We start from the raw sequence: 21,141 nt of genomic DNA, 5'->3' as shown, positions 1-21,141 counted from the left end.
CGTACCCGTACGGCGGGTCAGGGTTCAACCCTGAGACGGCGCCGAACGTGAGTCGGATACCCGATGTACCACTGACTTCCGACGCTGTTCCGATTCACTGGTGGCGGTTCACCGACGGGGGAAGGGATCTCTGTGCCCAGCTTCAGCGCGCCTGGCCGCGGGCCGGTGGTGGTCGTCGACGAAGGGCCGCTGGCCGGTGCCTGGCACGACGCCGTCGACGCCTTCGCCGGACGGGTGGCCCCGTCCGGCGGTCTCCGGGTGCGGTCGCTCGCCGACGGCCCCGGCGCCGCACCGACCGGTGCGGTGTTCGTGGTGACCGACGGCTGGTCGCCGGCGTGGCGCGGCGGCGCCGTGCACCGGCTGCTGGCGGCCTGGGCCGGCACCGCCGTCGTCACCGTGGTGCAGCTGATGCCGCAGGAGGCGTGGCGGCAGTCGGTCGACACCGTCGAGGTCACCTGGCGTCCGTCCCGGAATACGGCCCGGACCACGGCGGGCATGGCCTGGTCCGAGACCGGCCTGGGCAGCCGCGCCGTCGTCCCCGGCACCGTGGCCGTTCCCGTGATCGAGACCGGCGACGGGTGGCTGCGGCGGTGGGCCGGCCTGCTGACGGGCACGGCCCCGGTCACCCTGCCGGCGCTCGTCACCTCGCCCGGCTACCGACCACCGGCCCGGTCGCCCGAACCGGTGCCGCCGGCCGACCTGGTGGCGCAGTTCCGGGCCGGGCGCAGCCGCGCGGCGTTCGGCCTCGCGATCCGGCTCGCCGCGGCACCGCTCACCGACGAGACGATCGGGGCCATCCACCGCTCGGTACCCCGGTCGACCACGGGCCACCTGGTCGAGGTGCTGTCGAGCGACCTGGTGCGCCCGTGCGCGGCCACCGGCTCGGGCGCCATCCGGTTCGAGTTCGTCGACGGTATCCGCGAACGGCTGCTCGCGTTCGGGCACCGCGACCGCACGATGGCGGTGCAGCACATCGTGGAGGAGTCGCTGGCGGCGTCCGTTCCGGCGGTGCGCGGCCTGGTACGGCGCGTCCGCGAGCCGGACCGCGTCGAGCCGCACCCGGTGGACCCGGCCGACACGCCCTACCGCCGCGTCGAACTCGCCGTGCACCAGGCGCTCAGCGGTCCCCACCTGGTGGCGGCCCGGCGACTGCGGCACGCCCTCGGCTGAACGGGTTGTCCGGATCCTGCCCGGCCCGCACCATACGGGCGACATGGCTGGTTACGGAGTGGCTGACCGCCGCATAGCATGCCTGTATGTCACGCGACGTGGTAGCCGTCGATACGGTTGGCGACGCCGGGGCGGCCCGTGGTTGACGGCCATGAGGGGGTGGACGCGGAGGTAGCCGCGTACCGGCGCCGCATCCGCCGGGAACTGATCGAGGCGATGGTGGTGGCGCCGGTCCTGCAGACCGCGGACGGCTGGTCGTTGTTCCTGCACGAGTTGAGCCTCGCTCTCAGCGACGCCGTCCACCGGATCGGCCAGGGTACGTTCCAGTCCCGCGTGGTCAAGGTCGTCAACCACTGCAGCCGCCGCGTCGACGGGATGCGGTCGATCGCCGAGAGCATGAAGCTGCTCGATCCCGACAGCCACGAGACGACGAGCATCCTGCGCTGGGTCGACGAGTGGCACGTCGTCGAGCTGCCCACCGGCGTCGACGTTCTGTGGCTCAAGGACGTGCTCGACGCGCTGCCCGCCTCGGGCGACGTGTACCGGCACGCCGTCGAGGCGCGGATGGACGAGCCGCCCGGGTACTGCGTCACCGGCTGGCAGCTGTTCGCGAACCTCGCCGGGGAGAACGCGGTCGAGGGCACGCTGCCCTGCCTGCGGTTCCTGCAGAAGGTCGCCCCGTCGCTACCGTTCGCCACCCGGGCGCGGCTGCGGAACCTGCTCGGCGCGCTGTTCGCCCGGTGGGAGATCGTCGACCAGCCGGCGCCGGCCGCGCCGGTGCCGCCCTTCGGCGACATGGCGTACCTGATCATCCAGTTCGAGAAGTACGGCGGCGACGGCGACTCGTACCTCGTCTCGCACTGGCGGCAGTGGGCCACCGTCTGGCGGCCGGTCCGCGGCCGGGACCGCCGGGTGAGCGAGGCCGACCTCGAGACCGTCGTCGAGGAGATCGTCGTCGAGGTCGAGCGCGAGTGGGCCGACCGGATGGGCCCGGTGACGATCGAGTTCGTGCTCCCCGACTCGATGCTCGACCTGCCGGTCGAGGAGTTCCGCCGGGAGCTGCGGTCGGTCGAGGCGACCCCGCTCGCCATCAAGTACCCGATCTGCGTGCGGAGCCTGACCCGGCTCCGTTCGACGGAGTGGCACCGCGTGTGGCGCATGCGCTGGCAGCGCCGCGAGACCGCGGAGCTCACCGATGTCGTGCTGCACTGCGCCGCCGACGGAAGCGGCGCCGTGCAGGTCGAAGCGAGCCTGAGTGGAGGAACCGTCGTGCTGGTGCTCAGTGAACCGCCCGTGCCGGGAGGCATCGGGGAACGGCAGTTGCTGGCCGGTCTCCGGGCCGGACTTCCGGCCGTGCTGTGGCACCGGAGAACCTATCCACGTCCGGAGCGGTGCGAGACCGTGGCATCGATGATCCGGGATGCGCTTCTGGGTTCGGGGCTAGCGGAACTCCCGGCCCATGTCGCAGAGTTGAGGAAACGTGCGTGGGGAGAGGGCTCCGAACGGCGGACCCGGCACGTCGGCAACGGCATCGTGATCCTGTGGGACGATCCCGACCGTCTGCCACACCGAGCCTCCGCCGGCGGGGTCGGGGAGGTCCGGCCATGAGCGAGAACGGACGTGGTTCCGGTCGCTCGGGGTGGTGGATCTACGACGGGTCCGGACTGGCCGCGACCGGCGACTGGCCGGAACCGCCGCCGTGGCGCGACTTCCGCGGCGGCCCCGATCTTCCCCCGCCACCCGACGAGCCCGAGGAGGCCGAACGACGGCTCGGCCGGGCGGCGGCGGTGCGCCCGAAGCGCGACCAGCTCGACATCATCAACGCGGCGCTGCGGCTGCGCCGCCCGCTGCTGGTCACCGGCAACCCCGGCGTCGGAAAGTCGAGCCTGGCCTACCAGCTGGCCCGCGACCTCGGCCTCGGCCGGGTGCTGCACTGGTCGATCACGTCGAGGTCGACGCTGCGCATGGGGCTCTACGACTACGACGCCATCGGCCGCGCGCAGGCGGCGTCCGAGCCGGCGGGTCCGGAGGACACCGGTCCGCGCGGGTCGACGATCGGCGACTTCATCCACCTCGGGCCGCTGGGAACGGCGTTGCTGCCGTACGCCCGTCCCCGCGTCCTGCTCGTCGACGAGCTCGACAAGAGCGACATCGACCTGCCCAACGACCTCCTGAACGCCTTCGAGGACGGCACCTACACGGTGCCCGAGCTCATCCGGCTGCGCAGCCGGCAGGCGCGGGTCGAGGTACACACCGCCGACCCCGGCAGCCGGGCCGCGATCGAGGGCGGCGTGGTGAAGTGCCACGCGTTCCCGGTGGTCGTCATCACCTCCAACGGCGAGCGCGACTTCCCCGCGCCGTTCCTGCGCCGGTGTCTGCGCCTGGACCTGCCCGACCTCGACGAGTCCGGACTGGCCGACCTGGTGGCCGCGCACTTCGCGGCGCCCGACGGCCAGGTACGTGAGCTGATCCGGGCGTTCGTCGAGCGGCGCGGCGAACGCGGCACGATCGCGGCCGACCAGCTTCTCAACGCCGTCTTCCTCGCGTCGTCGGGCGTCGACCCGCAGGCGACCGACGGCGACTGGCCGAAGCTGCTCGACGCCGTGTGGCGCAGGCTGGCGCCGGGCAGGCCGTAGTGGACGATCCGATGCGGCCCCAGCCGCCGCCCCCGCGCCAGTGGCCCCGCGTGGGCAGGCTCGCCGGGTTCGAGATCGCCGACGCCGTATGGCTTGCCAGCCGGCCCGGGTTCGGTCCACCGTCCACAGAGGACACCGACCCGACCGGTACGGCGCCCGACACCGACGACGGCACCGACGAGGCGACGGACCCGTCGACCACCGCACCACCCGACCTGCCGACCGCGCGGCCGCCCGCCGACGACGAGCCGTACTTCCTCCCCGTTCCCCCCGACGACGCAGGCGACCCGGCGGCCCGGGTCTGGGAGGGTCCGTTGACCGGTGGGTCGGCGGCCGGATCCGACCGGGTGCCGTCGCGGGCCGACACCCTCAGCGCCCTGCGGCTGACCGTCGGGTCACCGGCCGCCCGGGAGCTCGACGAGGAGGCGACGGCCGAACTCGGCGCCGTCACCCGGCGGTGGACCCCGGTGCTGCGTCCCACCGACGAGCGCCGCTGGGACGCGGTGGTCGTCATCGACGAGAGCCCGCTCATCGACGCCTGGCGCGAGCCCCTCGCCGACTTCGTGGCGGGCCTGCGCCGGCAGGCGGCGTTCCGCACCGTCCAGGTGCGCTGGCTGGTCGAGGGCGACCGCGGCGCCCTGGCCCTGCGGTCGGGCCCCGACGGCCCGTCCGAGTCTGCCGCCGGCATCGTCGACCTCACCGGCCGGCGCATGATCTTCCTGGTGACCCACAGCTGGTCGGCCCTGTGGCGCCGCGGCGTCGTGCACCGGGCCCTGGCCCGCTGGTCGGCGAGCATGCTGGTCACCGTCGTGCACCTGATGCCGCAGGAGCTGTGGCGGCAGACGCTGGCCACCACCGAGGTCACCTGGCACCCGTACGGCCCGGCGCGCAGCACCGGCGGCATGGCCTGGACGGAGAGCGGCCTCGGCAAGCGGGCGGCCTCCGACTTCGAACCCGGAACGGTGGCCGTGCCCGTCCTGGAGCTGGGGGAGGGCTGGCTGCGGCGGTGGTCCCGGCTGGCGGCCGGCACCGTCACCGGCCCGGTCACGCTGCCGGCCGTGATCGCCTCGCCGTCCTACCAGCCGCCGCCGACCGGCGGCCCGCAGACACCGGCCGACCTCGTCGCCGAGTTCCGGGCCTCCCGCACCCCGACGGCCTGCGCCCTGGCCGCCCGCCTGGCCGCCGCACCCCTGACCGACGAGGTCATCTGGGCGGTGCAGCGGTCGACCCCGCGGGCCGGGCCGAGCCACCTGGTCGAGGTGCTGTCCAGCGACCTGGTGCGCCCGACCGGCCCGCCACCGGGACGGCGCAAGCCGGGCGCCATCACCTACGAGTTCGTCGACGGCGTGCGCGAACGACTGCTGTCACTGGGCCAGCGCGACCGCACGATCGCGGTGATGCACCTGGTCGAGGACATCCTCGCCGCGAGCGTGCCGGCCGTCCGCGGAATGGGCGCCCGGGTGCGCGACCCCCGCGCCGAGCACACCCCGGTGGTCGACCCCGCCGACGCGCCCTACGTACGGGTCGAGCTGACCGTCTACCAGGCCCTCAGCGGACCGCACCTGGCCGCCGCACGACGTCTGAGGCACGCCCTCGGCGCACCACCCCCGTCCGGGAACGGACACCCCGTCCCGGAAGAACACCCCCCGACCACGGAGCAGCCCATGCCTGAAGCGCCAGACTTCCGCACGCCCGACGCTGACGCTCCGGCAGAGGGACACTCCGGCGCGGGCCGGCCCGACGCGCCACCCGAGGGACGGCCGAACGCCGTCGCGAACAACCTGCCGCCGCAGAACCCCAACTTCACGGGACGGCGCGACCTGCTCGACGCGCTGCACCGCCGGCTGCGCGCCGGCACCACGGCGGTGCTGCCGGAGGCCGTGCACGGCTCGGGTGGGGTGGGCAAGTCGCAGCTCGTGGTCGAGTACGTCTACCAGCACCTGAAGGACTACGACCTGATCTGGTGGATCCCGGCCGAGCGGCCGGCCCAGATCGTGTCGGCCCTCGTCGAGCTGGCCCAGCGGCTCGACATCTCCGCCACGACCGCGAACACCGCCGTGCCCCTGGTCCTCGACGCGTTGCGCATCGGCCGTCCGCACTCGAACTGGCTGCTGATCTTCGACAACGCCGAGTCGCCGGAGGACGTGCAGCGGTTCTTCCCGGAACACGGGCCCGGCAGCATCGTGGTCACGTCCCGCAACGCGGCGTGGACCGAGGTCGCCAACGGCCTGCGGGTCGACGTGTTCGACCGGCACGAGAGCATCGAGATGCTCCGCAAGCGCAGCCCCGCCCTCAGCATCGAGGACGCCGACCGCCTGGCCGCCGCGCTGCGCGACCTGCCGCTGGCCATCGAGCTGGCGGCCGCCTACCGGGCCGCGACCGACATGCCGGCCGACGAGTACCTGCAGAAGCTGACCGAGATCCTGCCCGACTTCCGCGACGTGGAGGGCGAGCAGGACTTCCCCGACTTCGTCGCCGCCGCCTGGAACATCGCCCTCGACGCCGTGGAGAAGCGCGACCGGGAGGCCCTGCGGCTGCTGCAGGTGGTCGCGTTCCTCGCGCCGGAGCCGATCAGCAAGGCCCTGCTCCAACGGGCCGGCCGGGCCAGCGTGCACCCCGACCTCGACCGCGTGCTGCGCAACGACAACCGGCTCAACCAGGCGATCCGGTCGATCAGCCGGTTCTCGTTGGCCCGCATGGACTACCGGTCGAACTCGTTCCAGATGCACCGCCTCGCCCAGCGGGTGCTCACCGCCCAGCTGAGCGCCGACGACCAGGAGACCCTGCGGCAGGCCGCACACCGGCTCCTGGCCGGTGCCGACCCGGCCTTCCCCGACGAGGCCCCGAACTGGCCCCTGTTCGGCGAGCTGTACCCGCACATCATCGCGTCGGCCGCCGAGCGCTCGGTCGACGAGCGGGTGCACACCCTGATCCTCAACGAGGCCAAGTACCTGTGGCGCTGGGGCGACTTCACCGGTGCCCGCGACTTCGCCCTGCGGGCCCACGACGCCTGGACCGAGGCGCTGGGCGAGGACCACCCCGACACCCTGCAGATGGCGTCGTGGCTGGGCTACATGTACTTCGTCGTCGGCGACTTCCCGGCCGCGTACCGCATCAACGCCCGCACCGTGGAGCTCAACCGCGAGACCTTCGGCGAGGACAGCCAGGAGACCCTCAACGCGATCGGCGCCGTGGCGGCGGACTACCGGGTCGGCGGTGACTTCGCCAGCGCGCTCGACCAGTCCCAGACGGTGTACGAGCGCGCGCAACGCAACTTCGGCGACGAGGACCCGGAGACCCTGCGGGCGGCGCACAACCTCGCGGTGAGCATGCGCCACTCGGGCCTGTACGGCCGGGCGTTGCAACTGGACGAACAGACCTACCGGCGCCTCATCCTCATGTACGGAACGGACCACCTCATCACCCTGGACACCTTCGGCGGCATCAACCTCGACCGCCGCGAACTCGGCGACTGGGTGACGGCGGTCAACCAGCAGGAGACCGTGGTCGAGACCGCCCGCCGCCTCGTCCCGACCGACGACCACCCGGATCTGCTCCTGCAGACGCTGAGCCTGGCGAGCTTCCGCCGCAAGGCCGGTGACCTCGCGGGAGCGCTGCGGACCTCGGCCGGCGCGCTGCGTCGGTACACATACCGGTTCGGCGACAGCCATCCCGACACCGTGCTGGCGAAGCTGACGTCCTCGATCGACATGCGGGTCACGGGGGACCTCGACGGCGCGCTGGAGGCCGGTCAGGCGGCGGTGGAGAGCCTGCGGGCTCTGTACCGTGCTACTCACCCACACACCGCTGGTGCCGAGGTCGATCACGCTGTCACTCTCCGGCTCACCGGACAGGTCGCCGAGGCGCGCGCGTTGAGCGAGCGGGCGTACCGGGTGCTGGCCGAACGCCTCGGCGAGCGGCACGCTCTCGTCCTGTCCAGCGGCATCAACCTCGCCAGCGACCATGCCGCGCTCGGCGACCACACGGCCGCCTACGACCTCGACCTCGACCTGCTCCGCCGCTGCCGCGAGCTGCTCGGCAGCAACCACCCGACGACGTTGTCGTGCGCCCTGAACCTGAGCCTCGACCAGCGCGCGATCGGCCGGGTGGCCGAGGCGGTGACCATGCAGGACGACACGATGACGCGGTTCATGAGCGTTCTCGGCGCCGAGCACCCGGCCACGATCGCCGCGGGCCAGGGCGTCCGGGCCAACTGCGACATCGACCCGCTGCCGCTCTGACCCCGGGCGTCAGACCGCCGTCCACCCCACCGGCTCGGGGTCGGCCGGTGGCAGGTGCGCGCCGATCCAGCGGGCGACGTCGACGACGTCGGCCGGGGTGGACGGGGTCGACCGGGCCATGACCGCCCGGACCAGCTCGGGCCGGCCGATCAGCGCCCGGGCGGCCGGGTCGGTCGGCCGACCGGGCCGGGACAGGCCGAGCCCGACCAGGCTGTGGATGTCGTCGGGCGCGGCGGAGAGCTGATCCAGGTAGCCCCGGTACGCCAGCTCCCGGTCGCCCGCCACCCACGCGACGTCGGCGGCGGACGCGCCGGTCACGGTGCGGCCAACCGTGCCCGGATCGGCGCGGAACAGGTCGAAGGTCGAGGGCCGGGTCAGGCGGTACCGGGCGAGCACCGCGCGTGCGTCGAGCAGGCCCACGTCGGGTACCGCGCGAACGGCCAGCGAGGACCGGTCGGGAACCGGCGCCGGCGCGCCGCGCTCACGGGCGGAGACCAGGTCGGCGACGGCGGCGTCGGGCACGACGACGTTGTGCGCCCGCCACAGCGCCGCGTGGTCGAGTGCCAGATCGGTGGCCAGGGCGTACTCCGCCCGCGGCACCGGTTGGCGCAGGTAGTCCTCGACCTGGTCGAGGAGGGTTCCCGTCAGCCGTTCGCCGTGCCCGGTCAGCTGTCCCGACGCGAGCAGGGTCCGCAGCACCAGGTGGGTCTGCTGACGCCACAGGGCGAACTCGAACTGGGCCAGCGCCACCTGCGCCGGCTCGCACCGGGTGCGGTGGACGAGCCAGAACCCGGTGACTCCGGCGAAGGCGTACGCACCCTGGAGAAGGCCGCTGGCCGGCCGCGGATCGTCGCGCCACCCGGCGTAGTACCGGGTCGTCGGTACCTCCCGGGTCAGGGTCAGCAGGTGGAGCAGCGCGCCGAGTTTCTGGTGCTGGAACTCGTGGACGAGCGTCACCGCGAGCTGTGTCGCGTCGTCGGGGAACGACAGCAGCACCCCGCCGAACGCCTCGCCGCCCGACGCGGACAGCTGACGGAACGGCTCCTTCGCGGCGACGGGAGCCAACACGCGCAGCCCGGCCGCGATCGCCCGCGCGGCCGGCTCGTGGTCGCGGACGAGGATCGCCCACGCCTCGCCGACGACGCTGCGCCACCGGTCGACCTCGGCCGTGTCCAGCGGGCGGGGAACGGCCGGGCCCCGCAGGTCGCGGTAGACGTCGCGGTCGGCGAGATCCACCCGGAGGTCGATTCCGTCGGCCGACGTATCGACCCGGACGGCCTCGCTCCACCCCGGACGTCCCGCGCCGATCCGTACCGTGGCACCGGCAAAGGTGATCTCGCCCGTGCCGCTGTGGACCCGGGCGGTACCGAACGGGGCCGTACCGAACCGGGCGTCGGACGGCGCCACGGCCGCGCCCACCGTCGGAACGACCGCGGTGCCGTTGCGGACGGGGATGTCGAGCTCGACCGTCAGGCCGGTGCGGATCGCGGCCGCCGCGGCGAGAGCGTGCACGTACCCGAGGTCGACCCAGAGCGGAACGTCGGAGAACGGGGCCGTCTGCACGCGCCGCAGCGTGTGCGCGGCCCAGATGCCGACCTCGGGCCGGGCGAGCAGTTCCTCCGTGACGTCGGGGTCGCGCTCGTCGGCCCGGACCAGCACCGCCCACGCGACGTCCAGCCCCGGCAGGGGACCGGTCGCCATGATCCCGTCGGTGTCGGACTCCAGCAGGCGACGCACCACCGTCAGCCGCCAGCTCCGTTCGGACTGCCAGAGGGCGGCGACCACGTCCTCGTCGCCGACGCCGCGCGCGAGCGACTCGAAGTCGTCAGGTGAGACCCGGTGACGCGAGCCGAGCAGGGCGACGTCGTCAGCCGGCACTGTCTGCCGGTGCTTCCTCGGAAGGCCGCATCTGTCCGGAGAACGAGCCCTGGTACCCGCTGATGCTGCCCAGGGAGTCGGCTATCCGCGCCGCCACCCGGGCGGAAGCCGCGTCGAGATCAGCCGAATCCGCTGACCTCAGCATCGCGATGGTGACCCTGGATAAATCGAGCAGCTCAGACTCGATGCCTTCCCTCGGCACGCCAATCACCCAGGCCCCTTCGCCCGTTCGCACGGCAGACGGGGCTCATCCTGCCATGAACACTGCGGGAAAAACGGGTGGGGTGTGCAACGTGTCGGGTGCGAATTACACCCATCAGGGGGGTGCCCCGAGTCGCCGGGTGGCGGCCTCGAAGCGGTCCATCGACGGGTCGCCCGACGCGAAGAACCGCACGGCCTCCACCAGCTCCTCCAGACCGCCGGGGAACCTCATGCACGTGCGGATGACGCTCACCGCCTCCAGCCTGGCCGTCTGCTGGCGGGGGATGGCCGTGTAGACGCGGCCGCGCAGGAGACGGAGGATCTCCTCGCGGGCGGTGGGGCTCTGGAACTCGGGCACCGACTCCAGGGCCTCCACAGCGGGAAGCAGGGCGGCGGCGGTCAGGCGGGGTTCGGCGGCCGGCGCGGGTGCGGTACCGGCGGGCCGCAGGAGGTGCCCCTCGTTGCCGGTGGCGGTGCGGTGCCAGAGGTACGTGGGCGTCTGCGAGGTCCGGCCCTGGGCGCGGAGGTCGCTGAACACCGCGCGCAGGCGGGCCGGCAGGTCGGGAAGGGCGGACACGCCGTCGGCGGTCAGGACGCGCAGCACCTCGCGGCTGAAGACCCCGGTGCGTGCGGCGACCAGGTCCAGGGCGGGCTGGCCGAAGCCGGCGGCGAACAGCACGTCCTGGGCGCGGCCGGGTACGGCGTCGCCGGCCTCGAACGTCTCGTGGCCGGTCACCCGCGGGCTGGGGCCGTGCGGGCCGTGGACCTGGCACGCGTCGACGATCCAGTACTGGCGGTCGAGCCGCGGCACCCGGTCGGAGGCGAAGCGGGCCAGGAGCGCGTCGAGGTCGAGGTCGAGGGGGTCGGCCGGGGTCGTGTCGGCGTAGTAGAGCCGGCGCCGGCGGTGCACGTCGACGAAACCGTGGCCGCCCCACACCACGAACAGGGTCGACCGGGTCTGTGTCGCCGGCCGGCGCACCAGCACCTCGCGCACCGTGGCGCGGTCGGCCGGCAGCACCTCGACGCCGTCCGGAAGGCCGGACGGAACGGGAGAGGCCAGCACCGTGATCTCGGGGACGCCGACCGACCGGAACCACTCCGCGAAGCGCGCCGCGTCGGCGACCGGGCCGGCCAGGTCCCAGCGGGGCTCGTCGCCGTAGCGGTCGATGCCCACCACCACGGCGACGGCGTCACGCACGTCGGGGGGAACGGCGTCGGCGGGGGGACGTGTGATGGGGGAGAGGTCCCTGGGCACGGACAGAACCGTAGCCGAGGGGACGACTCACCACGGGCGAACCCGGTTACATCGACACCGGTTGCGGTTCGTGACCGTTTCGGCGGCAGGTCGGACGCGGGAACCGGCACCGGGCCGTGGCGCCGGTAGCGTGACGCGGATGGAGTTCCGGGTCCTCGGTCCGCTGGAGGTCTGGAGCGCGGGGCGCCGGGTGCACGTCGGTGGGCGGCAGCCCGCCAAGGTGCTCGCCGCGCTCCTGCTCGACGCGCACCGGGTGGTCACCGTCGAGGCGTTGATCGGGGTGGCGTGGGACGGGGAGGAGCCCGCCACGGCCCGGCACCAGGTGCACAAGCTGGTCGCCGGGCTGCGCGGGAGGCTGCCGGGCGCGATCGGCACCGACGGGCCCGGGTACCGCATCGAACCCGGCACCCTCGACGCGCACACGTTCGCCGGGCTGCTCGCCGCCGGCAACGAGGAGGCTGCGCTGGCGCTCTGGCGCGGACCGGCCCTCGCCGGCATCGACAGCCGGGTGGTCCGGGCCCGTGCCGCGGCGCTCGACGAGCGCCGGCTCGCGGCCGTCGAAACGCTCGCCGACCGGCGGCTCGCGGCCGGCGACGCGGCCGCCGCCGTGGCCGGGCTCACCGCGGCGGTGCGGGAGCACCCGTTGCGGGAGACCCTCTGCGTCCGCCTGATGGTCGCGCTCGACCGGTGCGGACGCCGCGCGGACGCGTTGACGCTGTTCGCCCGGACCCGTGCTCTCCTCGCGGACGAGCTGGGCGTGGATCCGGGACCCGAGCTCGCGGAGACCCATCAACGGCTGCTCCGGACGTACCCGAGGCGGCCTCACGCGCGTCCCCCCTCCACAGCGACCACGACGCTGCCGTACGACCTCCCCGACTTCCGCGGCCGCGCCGCGGAGGAGGCGAGCCTGCGCGCGGCGGCCGCCATCACCGCGATCGACGGCATGGCCGGGGTCGGCAAGACCGCGCTCGCGGTGCACGCCGCGCACCGTCTCGCCGACGCCTACCCCGACGGGCAGCTGTTCTGCGACCTGCGCGCGCACACCCCCGGCGGGCGGCCGCTCGACGCCGGGGCCGCCCTCGACCTGCTGCTGCGCATGCTCGGCGTGCAGCCCGACGACGTTCCCGACGGCCTCGCCGCGCGCACCGCCCGGTGGCGCGCCGAGCTCGCCGGCCGGCGCGTGCTGGTGGTGCTCGACAACGCCGAGAGCGCGGAGCAGGTCCGTCCACTGCTGCCGGGCACGTCGGGGTGCCGCGCGATCGTGACCAGCCGGCGGCGACTCGGCGGGCTCGACGGCGCCACGGTGCTCTCGCTCGACGTGCCGCCCCGGACCGACGCGCTGGACCTGCTGGCGGCGGTCGCCGGCGCCGACCGGGTCCGGGACGAACCCGCCGCGGCCGCCCGGGTGGTCGACCTGTGCGGGCGCCTGCCGCTGGCGATCCGCATCGCCGGCGCCCGGCTCGCCCACCGTCCGATGTGGACGGTGGCGGCGCTGGAACGGCGGCTGTCGACCGGCGGGCTGGGGGAGCTGACGCTCGCCGACCGGGGCGTGGAACCGGCGTTCGCGTTGTCGACCGGCTGCCTCGACGGCGGCCGGCACCGCCTGTTCCGGCTGCTCGGCCACCACCCCGGCGCCGACTTCGACGCCGGCTCGGCCGCCGCGCTGACCGGACTCACCGACGTGGAGCCGATGCTGGAGTCGCTGGTCGACCTGCACCTGCTCACCCAGCCGGCGGCGGGCCGCTACTCGTTCCACGACCTGCTCCGCGGGTACGCCCGCACGCTGTGCGACCCGGACGAGGTCACCACCGCCCGGGCGCGTCTGTACGACCACTACCTCGACGCGGCGACCGCCGCCACCGCCCGCGTCGCCGACGGCCGCGATCCCGGCGTCGACCGCGCGCTGGACTGGCTCGACGCCGAACGGCCGGCCCTGGTGGCGCTGGCCACCACCGTGCACGACTGGCGGCTCGCCCACGCGTTACGGCCGTACTTCGAGCACCGCGGCCTGTTCGCCGACTGGCTCCGCGCCGCCGACCACGCGCTGCTCCACGCCGACGCCGCCGGCGCCACCCTGCTGCGGTTCGGCCTCGGCACCCGGGCGATGTGGACCGGCGACCTTGCCGCCGGCATGGCGCACTTCGCGGCCATCCTGCCCACGACCGACGACCCGGGCCTGCGCGCGGCGGCGCTGACCAGCCTCGGCATGCTCGCCCACCTGATGCACCGCGACGCCGAGGCGGCCGGGTACCTGCGCCGCGCGCTGGCCATCGAGCACGACCACTCCCGCATCGTCGCCGTGGGGCTGAACAACCTCGCCCTCACCGAGGGCCGCCTCGGCCGGCCCGCCGAGGCCCTCGCGCACCACCACCGGGCCCTGACGATGGCCCGGCACGCCGGGAGCACGGCGGCCGAACGGGGGATCCTGCTCGGCATCGGCGAGACGTCGCTACGCGTCGGCGCGCCCGCCGAGGCGCCGTTCCGGCTGGCCCGCGACCTCGCCCGGGCCGGCCGGTTCCGGATGCAGGAGGCGCTGGCCCTCGACGGGCTCGCCCACGCGACCGGCGACCGGTCGGCGTGGCGGGCGGCGCTGACGATCTTCGCCGACCTGGGGGCACCCCAGGCGGCACTGGTCCGGGCCCACCTCGAGGACCCGGACTCACCGCACTGCGACCTCTGCTAGCGCCGGCGCCGGCGCCGGGCCGCGTCGTGCGCCCGCGACAGGAGCGCGAAGCCCGTGGCCACGGCGTACATCGCGACGAACACGCCGAAGAAGAACGCGTACTTCGCCCCGGCCGGCACGTGCGGCCAGGCCCACAGCGCGGCGGCGAGCAGGAATCCGATGGTGACGACGACCCAGATGAGCAGACCGCCGTACGGATCGCGGTTCCCGGTTTCCATGCGGTCATTGTGGCATCGATCGACGCACGGAGATGCCGCGACCGTGGGGGAGCACGGCCGCGGCATCAGCTGTCGGCGCAGCGCCTACTCGTACGCGATCGCGTTCAGCACGTTCAACCGCGCCGCCCGCACCGCCGGGATCACCGCGGCGGCCACGCCGATGACGACCGCCGCGAACAGGTACACCACCATCAGCCCGACCGGCAGCGTCAGCGACGTGATGCCGTCGTCCTTCAGGGCCTCGACCACCGCCACGCCCAGTCCCAGGCCCACACCGAGGCCGAGGATCGTGCCGAACAGCGAGATCACCACCGACTCGACGGTGATCATCCGCATGGTCTGGCTGCGCCGCAGGCCGATGGCCCGCAGCATGCCCAGCTCCCGGGTGCGTTCGAGCACCGACAGCACCAGCGTGTTGATGATGCCGAGCACCGAGATGGCGATCGCCACCAGCAGCAGCACCTGCACCGCGCCGAGGAGGAAGTCGAAGATGACCGTCTGGCTGCCGATGTACTCGTCGCGGGTCTGCGCCGACACCTCGGGGCTGTTGGCCAGCACGTCGTCGACCTGGTCCTTGACCGCCGTCACCGAGGCGCCGTCGTCCAGGGTCAGGTAGGCCATCGTCCACTGTGGAGTCTTGAACAGCTCGACCGCGTCGTCGTGGTTGACGATCCAGCCGGTGTTCACCTCCGTGCGACCGGTGACGCCGACCAGCGTGAACGTCCGCTCGCCCTGCGGCAGCGCGAGCGTCACCCGGTCGCCGGCCTTCTTGTCGAAGGCCTTCGCCGTCTCCTGGTCGGCGATGATCTCGCCGCGGTCGAGGGAGGTGATGTCGCCGGTGCCGGTCGGCATCTGCAGCACCTCGCGGGCGTCGGCCCAGTCGTCGTAGGCCCACACCCGCGACCCGCCCTCGCCCTCGACCTCGACGAAGTTCTCCAGCGACACCGCCGCCGCGGTCCGCACGTCGGGCAGGGCCCTGACCTTGTCGTAGGCCGGCTGGTCGAGGATCGGCGGCGTCTCCGACGTCTGCGTGCCGGCGACGATGATGTCGGCCCGCATCTGCTTGTCCATCGCGCCGTCGATCGTGGTGCTCACCGACGACACGATCGTGCTCACGCCGGTGATCAGCGCGATGCCGATCATCACGGCCGCCGCGGTGATGGCGGTGCGGCGCGGGTTGCGCGAGGAGTTGCGCCGGCCCAGCTTGCCCGGCACCGACCAGGAGAAGATCCGCCCGACCGCCGAGACCACCGGCCGGCACAGCAGCGGCGTCAGCAGCGCCACGCCGATCAGGCCGAACAGGATCCCGCCGAGCACCAGCAGGATCGGCTCGTCGCCGGTGCCGTTCAGTCCCAGGACCAGCAGCGCCACGCCGGTCGCGGTGACGATGCCGCCGGCGACGGTCAGCCCGACGATCGACCGGTCGGTGTCGGCGGCGTCGCGCATCGCGGCGACCGGGGGGATCCGGGCGGCGCGCAGCGCCGGCAGCAGCGCGGCGAGCACGGTCACGGTCGTCCCGATGACGAACGAGCTGACGACGGCGGCGGCGGGGACGCCGAGCCCGGCCAGTTCCAGCCCACCGGCGGCGAGCTTGCCCAGGCCCCACGCGCCGACCCAGCCGAGGCCGACCCCGAGGAGCAGGCCCGCCGCCGACCCGATCAGGCCCACGACCACGGCCTCGATCATCACCGAGCCGATCATCTGGCCGCGGCCGGCGCCGATCGCCCGCATCAGCGCCAGCTCCCGGGTCCGCTGCGCCACGATGATCGAGAACGTGTTGAGGATCAGGAAGACGCCGACCAGCAGCGCCACCCCGGCGAAGCCGAGCAGCACGTAGTTGATGAAGTTGAAGATCTCCTTGAGCGGCGCGGAGCTCTTCTCGGCCAGCTCGTCGCCGGTCTCGACGGTGTAGGTGTCGCCCAGTGTCGCCTTGAGGTCGTTCTGCACGGCCTTCACCGAGGCGCCGTCGTCGACCTCGACGGCGATGTTGCTCCAGAGCCCGGTCTCGCCGAGCATGAGCCGCTGGGCCTGCGCGTCGTTCCAGAAGACCATGAACTCGCCGCCGAGCGAGTCGCGCCCACCGGTGTAGCCGGCGATCCCGACGATCCGGAACTCGCGGTTCTCACCCTTGATCCGCACGACGACGGTCTGGCCGACCTTGTAGTCGCCGTCCTTCGCCGCCTGCGCGTTGAGCGCCACCTCGTCGTCGGCGCGTGGCGCCTCGCCCTCGCGCATCCTGATCACCGGGTCGTCGCCGAGCCAGTTCGCGCCGAGCTGGGTGCCGCTCTGGTTGGGCAGCAGCTTGCCGTCCTTGCCGAGCACCAGCGCGCCGTTGGTCGCGACGTACCCGACGGCCTTGCTGACGCCGGACACGCCCTCGACCCGGTCGACCACGGACTCCGGCAGCGGCTGCGCCACCGGGATGCCCTGGAACTCCAGCGACGGCTTCGCCGCGACCTCGAGGTCGGTGTACTGGTAGACGTTGGAGAACAGGTTGTCGAACGTGCGCCCGAGCGTGTCGTTGAGCACGAGCGACCCCGAGATGAACGTGACCGCGAGGATCACGGCCACCCCCGACAGGGCCAGCCGGAGCTTGCGCGCCAGCAGGCTGCGGAACGTCGCCCGGATCATGCCCGCGCACCCTCAGACGGCTTCTTGGAGAGGTCGGGACCCGCGGCCACGTCGAGGTGCTTCAGCTTGTCGAGCACCGCGTCGGCGGTCGGCTCGAACAGCTCGTCGACCACCGCGCCGTCGGCGAGGAACACGACCCGGTCGGCGTACGAGGCCGCGTTCGGGTCGTGCGTCACCATGACGATCGTCTGGCCGAACTCGCGCACCGAGTTGCGCAGGAAGCCGAGCACCTCGGCGCCCGAGCGGGAGTCGAGGTTGCCGGTCGGCTCGTCGGCGAAGACCACCTCGGGCCGCGACACCAGCGCCCGCGCGCACGCCACCCGCTGCTGCTGGCCGCCGGACAGCTGCGAGGGCCGGTGACCCAGCCGGTCGCGCAGTCCCACGGTGTCGATGACGGTGTCGAACCACTGCCGGTCGGGCTTGCGCCCGGCGATCGACAGCGGCAGCAGGATGTTCTCCTCGGCACTGAGCGTCGGTAGCAGGTTGAACTGCTGGAAGATGAACCCGACCTTGGTGCGCCGCAGCTCGGTCAGCTGCCGGTCGGACATGCCGGTGAGCAACGTGTCGCCGACGTACACCTGGCCGCGCGCCACCGTGTCGAGCCCGGCGAGGCAGTGCATCAACGTCGACTTGCCCGAGCCCGACGGCCCCATGATCGCGGTGAACTTCCCGCTGGCCAGCTCGACGTTGACCCCCCGCAGTGCGGCGACCTGTGCCTCGCCGCTGCCGTACACCTTCCAGACATCCACAGCCCGCGCGGCGATGCCGGTCGCGGCGATCGTCCCGGTCACGTCGGTTCCCCTATCGTTCGCAGTCATTGCGACAGACGTTAGGGGACCTGCCGGCCCATTCCGTCCTGCCCGACGGCGATTCGGGGGTACGCCCTGGGGCTGAGTCCGGGGGTGGACCTACCGCCCCGGACGGACGAGCCCGGTCTCGTACGCGAGAACCACCGCCTGTACCCGGTCGCGCAGGCCGAGCTTGGTGAGCACGTGCCCCACGTGGGTCTTGACGGTCGTCTCGCTCACCGACAGCTCGCGCGCGATCTCCGCGTTGGACAGTCCCCGGGCGAGCTGTACCAGCACCTCGCGCTCCCGGTCGGTCAACGCGTCGAGGCCGCGCGGCGGCTGCGCCGACGGGTCGGGCAGCACGGTGGCGAACCGGTCGAGCAGCCGCTTGAGGATGCGCGGCGCCACGACCGCCTCGCCGGCCGCCACCGTGCGGATCGCCGCGACGAGGTCCTCGGCCGGCACGTCCTTGGCGAGGAACCCGCTGGCACCGGCCCGCAGCGCGCCGACCACGTACTCGTCGAGGTCGAACGTGGTGAGGATCAGCACCCGCACGGGCAGCTTCGCCTCGATGATCTGCCGCGTCGCCGCCACCCCGTCCAGGCGCGGCATGCGGATGTCCATGAGCACCACGTCGGGCAGCAGCCGCCGGGCCAGGTCGACCGCCTCCGCCCCGTTGCCGGCCTCACCGACGATGTTCAGGTCGGTCTCGGCGCCGAGCACCATCTTGAACCCCGTGCGCAGCAACGGCTGGTCGTCGGCGAGCAGCACCCGGATCGGCGCACCGGCGGCCGGTGTGATCGGTGGTACAGGTCCGTCGGTCACACCGGGTCCTTTCCATTGTTCAAGGTGACGGGCACAGCACCGACCTCGTCACCGGTGGCGCCCTGGTAGCTGGTGGGGTCCGCCTTCTCGACCGTGTCCGCTTTCTCGGCGGTCTCTCCGGACGTGGGCCGGTCGCCCTGTTCGCCTTCGAGCGGGATGCGGGCGAACACGCGGAACCCGCCTCCGGGCCGGGGCCCGGCACGCAGCGACCCGCCGTAGAGGCTGATCCGTTCGCGCATGCCGAGCAGCCCGTGTCCGACCGTGCGGGGTCCGGGCCGCGGCCCGCGGCCGGTGTCGCTGATCTCAATGGCGAGCTCGCGGGCGGCGAACGACAGCCGCACCTCCGCCGACGCCGGTCCGGCGTGTTTGAGCGCGTTGGTGAGGGCTTCCTGCGTGATGCGGTAGACGGCCAGCGCCACGCCGGGGTCGAGGTGTCCGGGGTCGCCGAACGTGGTCAGCTGCACCGGCAGCCCGGCTTCGCGTACCTGTTCGATGAGCCCGTCGAGGCCGGGCAGGCCGGGCTGCGGTTCCAGCTCGCCGGCCGGCTCGGTGTCGGTGCGCAGCACCACGAGCAGCCGGCGCATCTCCCGCAGCGCCACCCGCCCAGTCTCCTCGATGGTGGCGAGCGCCTCGTCGGCGGCCACCGGGTCGCGGCTCAACGCCCGGCGGGTGCCGGTGGCGAGGACGCTCATGACGCTGACGTGGTGGGCGACCACGTCGTGCAGTTCGCGGGCGATCCGTCGCCGTTCGTCGGCCACGGCCTGTTCGGCGATGGCGAGCTGGCCGCGTTCGGCGGTGCGAGCGCGGTCCTCCAGCGCGCTGACGTAGGCCCGCCGGTTGTGCACCGTGCGGCCGATGAAGAAGATCAGGAGGAAGAGCAGGACGTTGTACGCCACGTAGTACGCGACCGGCAGGTCGACCGGGATGGGGTCGCTCCTCGACAGGCCGAGCGGGGTCAGGGCGAGGGCGAGCGGTCCGAGCCAGAGCAGCACGCTGGTGCCGATCGTGTACCGCAGGCTGCACGACGCGGCGATCGTGTACGTGAGCACGATGAGCGAGGCGCCGCTGCCACCCCAGTCCCTGATGATGGCGGCCACCGACAGGTTGACCACCAGGATGGCCACCGCCCAGTGGACGGCGGTGCGCCGCAGTGCCACGGCGACGTATCCGAGGGCGAGCCAGACCACCGGCCACAACCACGTGGAGGGCTGGTACTGGGGCGGCTGCAGCACCCAGAGCACCGACTCGCCCACGAACAGCACCACGGCGAGCATGACGTCGAACAGCAACCTGCCCCGCGGGCCCTGCTGCTGCGCCACCATGCCTGCGAGGCTATCCGTCCGCGGAGACCGATTCTCGTGCCCCACGCTGATCTCGTCTCCTCCTCCAGGATGAGATCGCCACCCCCCACCCGGCCCCGAGAGGCACGTGCCCCGGCCCCGCCGACCCTCCCCGGCTGAGTCCCCGGCAGAGTCCCCGGCTGAGTCCCCGGCAGAGTCCCCGGCAGAGTCCCCGGCTGAGTCCCCGGCAGAGTCCCCGGCAGAGTCTCCGGCAGAGTCTCCGGCAGAGTCTCCGGCTGAGTCCCCGGCAGAGTCTCCGGCAGAGCGGACCGAACTTCCGGGCACGCAGATACCGCACGGCCCTCCGCCGGGTACCTCCGCGCCCGGAAGCCGAACCGCTCCCGGCTACACCGCCGCGGCCAGCGGGACCCCTCAGCCCTCAGGCGACCCGGTCACGACCGGCGCGCCGTGCCCCGAGGCCGCAACCGCGCCCGCCGCGGCAGCCCCCTCCGCCGGGGGACGGGGTTCCGGGTACGGCGGCGGAGTCCCCCCGTACGCCGGGCACAGGTCCTGATAGCTGCACCACCCGCACAACCGGCTCGGGCGGGGACGGAAGTCGCGGTCGGCGGTGGCTCGTTCGATGGCCTGCCACAGGGCGACGAGGGTGCGTTCGAAGCGGGACAGCTCCTCCTCGTCGGGGGTGTAGTCACACACCTCGGCGTCCTTGAGGTACACCAGGCGCAGCACCCGGGGGACGCGGCCGCGCAGGCGCCAGACGACCAGCGCGTAGAACTTCAGCTGGAACAGGGCGCGGGCCTCGAACGCCTCACGGGGGGCGCCGCCGGTCTTGTAGTCGACGACGCGCAGCTCGCCGGTGGGTGACACGTCGAGGCGGTCGATGATGCCGCGCAGGAGCAGCTCGTCGCCGAGCTGGGTCTCGACCATGACCTCGCGTTCGGCGGGTTCGAGGCGGCGGGGGTCCTCGACGGCGAAGTAGCCGCCGAGGAGGGCGCGGGCGCCGGAGACGAACTCGTCCTCGGTGAGGCCCTCGCCGAACAAATCGGTGACCGCGGCCCACTCCTCGCGCATCCGGACCCACTCGGGCTCGACCAGGGCCTCGGCCGACCCGGGCGTGCGCTCGGCGGCCGGCAGGTCGAACAGCCGGTCGAGCACGGCGTGCACGAGGGTGCCGCGCACCGCGTCGGCGTTGGGCTTCTCGGGCAGCCGGTCGACGGTGCGGAACCGGTACAGCAGGGGGCAGGTCTTGAAGTCGCCCGCGCGCGACGGCGACAGCGAGGGGAGGACCCGTTCAACCGAAACCGTCATGCCGAAGAG

14 protein-coding genes are annotated in these 21,141 nt (G+C 73.3%); 5 read left to right on the top strand and 9 right to left on the bottom strand.

Annotated features, from left to right (window positions below; translation table 11 throughout):
- The first annotated feature begins 132 nt into the window (after positions 1–132).
- The 4 genes from Voc01_RS48300 to fxsT all read left to right on the top strand — a co-directional run bounded on the left by Voc01_RS48300 (position 133) and on the right by fxsT (position 8,047).
- A complete protein-coding gene (locus Voc01_RS48300; RefSeq protein ID WP_203934550.1) occupies positions 133–1,170 on the top strand; it encodes a hypothetical protein in 1,038 nt (345 codons plus the stop codon).
- Positions 1,171–1,329: 159 nt separating this feature from the next.
- Positions 1,330–2,778, top strand: a complete 1,449-nt coding sequence (locus Voc01_RS48295) for a VMAP-C domain-containing protein (RefSeq protein ID WP_203934549.1) — start codon at positions 1,330–1,332, stop codon at positions 2,776–2,778.
- Entirely contained in the window at positions 2,775–3,806 is a 1,032-nt protein-coding gene (locus tag Voc01_RS48290; RefSeq protein ID WP_203934548.1) for an AAA family ATPase, read from the top strand. The genes Voc01_RS48295 and Voc01_RS48290 overlap by 4 nt, the downstream gene beginning before the upstream one ends.
- On the top strand, positions 3,806–8,047 hold the full coding sequence (gene fxsT, locus Voc01_RS48285; RefSeq protein ID WP_203934547.1) for an FxSxx-COOH system tetratricopeptide repeat protein: 4,242 nt from the start codon (positions 3,806–3,808) through the stop codon (positions 8,045–8,047). Before Voc01_RS48290 ends, fxsT begins: the two co-directional genes overlap by 1 nt.
- A gap of 9 nt (positions 8,048–8,056) precedes the next feature.
- Here fxsT and Voc01_RS48280 read toward each other — a convergent pair whose 3' ends face one another.
- The 3 genes from Voc01_RS48280 to Voc01_RS48270 all read right to left on the bottom strand — a co-directional run bounded on the left by Voc01_RS48280 (position 8,057) and on the right by Voc01_RS48270 (position 11,381).
- Positions 8,057–9,925 (bottom strand): HEXXH motif domain-containing protein, encoded by a 1,869-nt coding sequence (locus Voc01_RS48280; protein WP_203934546.1) that lies wholly within the window; start codon positions 9,923–9,925, stop codon positions 8,057–8,059.
- Positions 9,915–10,136, bottom strand: a complete 222-nt coding sequence (locus tag Voc01_RS48275) for a hypothetical protein (RefSeq protein WP_203934545.1) — start codon at positions 10,134–10,136, stop codon at positions 9,915–9,917. The genes Voc01_RS48280 and Voc01_RS48275 overlap by 11 nt, the downstream gene beginning before the upstream one ends.
- Positions 10,137–10,241: 105 nt before the next feature.
- On the bottom strand, positions 10,242–11,381 hold the full coding sequence (locus Voc01_RS48270) for an effector-associated domain 2-containing protein (RefSeq protein ID WP_203934544.1): 1,140 nt from the start codon (positions 11,379–11,381) through the stop codon (positions 10,242–10,244).
- 139 nt (positions 11,382–11,520) lie between these two features.
- On the opposite strand from Voc01_RS48270, the gene Voc01_RS48265 reads away from it, so the two are divergent.
- Positions 11,521–14,064, top strand: coding sequence for an AfsR/SARP family transcriptional regulator (locus tag Voc01_RS48265; protein ID WP_203934543.1), 2,544 nt, complete (start codon positions 11,521–11,523; stop codon positions 14,062–14,064).
- Here Voc01_RS48265 and Voc01_RS48260 read toward each other — a convergent pair.
- The 6 genes from Voc01_RS48260 to Voc01_RS48235 form a co-directional block, all read right to left on the bottom strand.
- Positions 14,061–14,282 carry a hypothetical protein gene (locus Voc01_RS48260; RefSeq protein WP_203934542.1) on the bottom strand — a complete coding sequence of 74 codons (222 nt, stop codon included), beginning with the start codon at positions 14,280–14,282 and terminating at the stop codon, positions 14,061–14,063. The genes Voc01_RS48265 and Voc01_RS48260 overlap by 4 nt on opposite strands.
- A gap of 84 nt (positions 14,283–14,366) precedes the next feature.
- Complete coding sequence (locus Voc01_RS48255) at positions 14,367–16,913, bottom strand: ABC transporter permease (RefSeq protein WP_203934541.1); 2,547 nt, start codon at positions 16,911–16,913, stop codon at positions 14,367–14,369.
- On the bottom strand, positions 16,910–17,731 hold the full coding sequence (locus Voc01_RS48250; RefSeq protein ID WP_203934540.1) for an ABC transporter ATP-binding protein: 822 nt from the start codon (positions 17,729–17,731) through the stop codon (positions 16,910–16,912). The genes Voc01_RS48255 and Voc01_RS48250 overlap by 4 nt, the downstream gene beginning before the upstream one ends.
- Positions 17,732–17,821: 90 nt before the next feature.
- A complete protein-coding gene (locus Voc01_RS48245) occupies positions 17,822–18,526 on the bottom strand; it encodes a response regulator (protein ID WP_275423835.1) in 705 nt (234 codons plus the stop codon).
- On the bottom strand, positions 18,523–19,848 hold the full coding sequence (locus Voc01_RS48240) for a sensor histidine kinase (protein ID WP_203934539.1): 1,326 nt from the start codon (positions 19,846–19,848) through the stop codon (positions 18,523–18,525). Before Voc01_RS48240 ends, Voc01_RS48245 begins: the two co-directional genes overlap by 4 nt.
- Before the next feature lie 390 nt (positions 19,849–20,238).
- Positions 20,239–21,132 (bottom strand): RecB family exonuclease, encoded by an 894-nt coding sequence (locus tag Voc01_RS48235; RefSeq protein ID WP_203934538.1) that lies wholly within the window; start codon positions 21,130–21,132, stop codon positions 20,239–20,241.
- Positions 21,133–21,141: the final 9 nt, after the last annotated feature.

Source organism: Virgisporangium ochraceum, from assembly GCF_016863655.1.
Taxonomy (GTDB): Bacteria; Actinomycetota; Actinomycetes; order Mycobacteriales; family Micromonosporaceae; genus Virgisporangium; species Virgisporangium ochraceum.
The sequence above is the reverse complement of the archived record's forward strand: the minus strand, read 5'-3'. Positions and strand labels throughout refer to the sequence as shown.

Bases quoted from the DNA above. Each gene is read 5' to 3' on its own strand.
- Voc01_RS48290 (WP_203934548.1), top strand. From the start codon at position 2,775: ATGAGCGAGAACGGACGTGGTTCCGGTCGCTCGGGGTGGTGGATCTAC.
- Voc01_RS48265 (WP_203934543.1), top strand. From the start codon at position 11,521: ATGGAGTTCCGGGTCCTCGGTCCGCTGGAGGTCTGGAGCGCGGGGCGC.
- Voc01_RS48260 (WP_203934542.1), bottom strand. From the start codon at position 14,282: ATGGAAACCGGGAACCGCGATCCGTACGGCGGTCTGCTCATCTGGGTC.
- Voc01_RS48255 (WP_203934541.1), bottom strand. From the start codon at position 16,913: ATGATCCGGGCGACGTTCCGCAGCCTGCTGGCGCGCAAGCTCCGGCTG.
- Voc01_RS48250 (WP_203934540.1), bottom strand. From the start codon at position 17,731: ATGACTGCGAACGATAGGGGAACCGACGTGACCGGGACGATCGCCGCG.
- Voc01_RS48240 (WP_203934539.1), bottom strand. From the start codon at position 19,848: ATGGTGGCGCAGCAGCAGGGCCCGCGGGGCAGGTTGCTGTTCGACGTC.
- Voc01_RS48235 (WP_203934538.1), bottom strand. From the start codon at position 21,132: ATGACGGTTTCGGTTGAACGGGTCCTCCCCTCGCTGTCGCCGTCGCGC.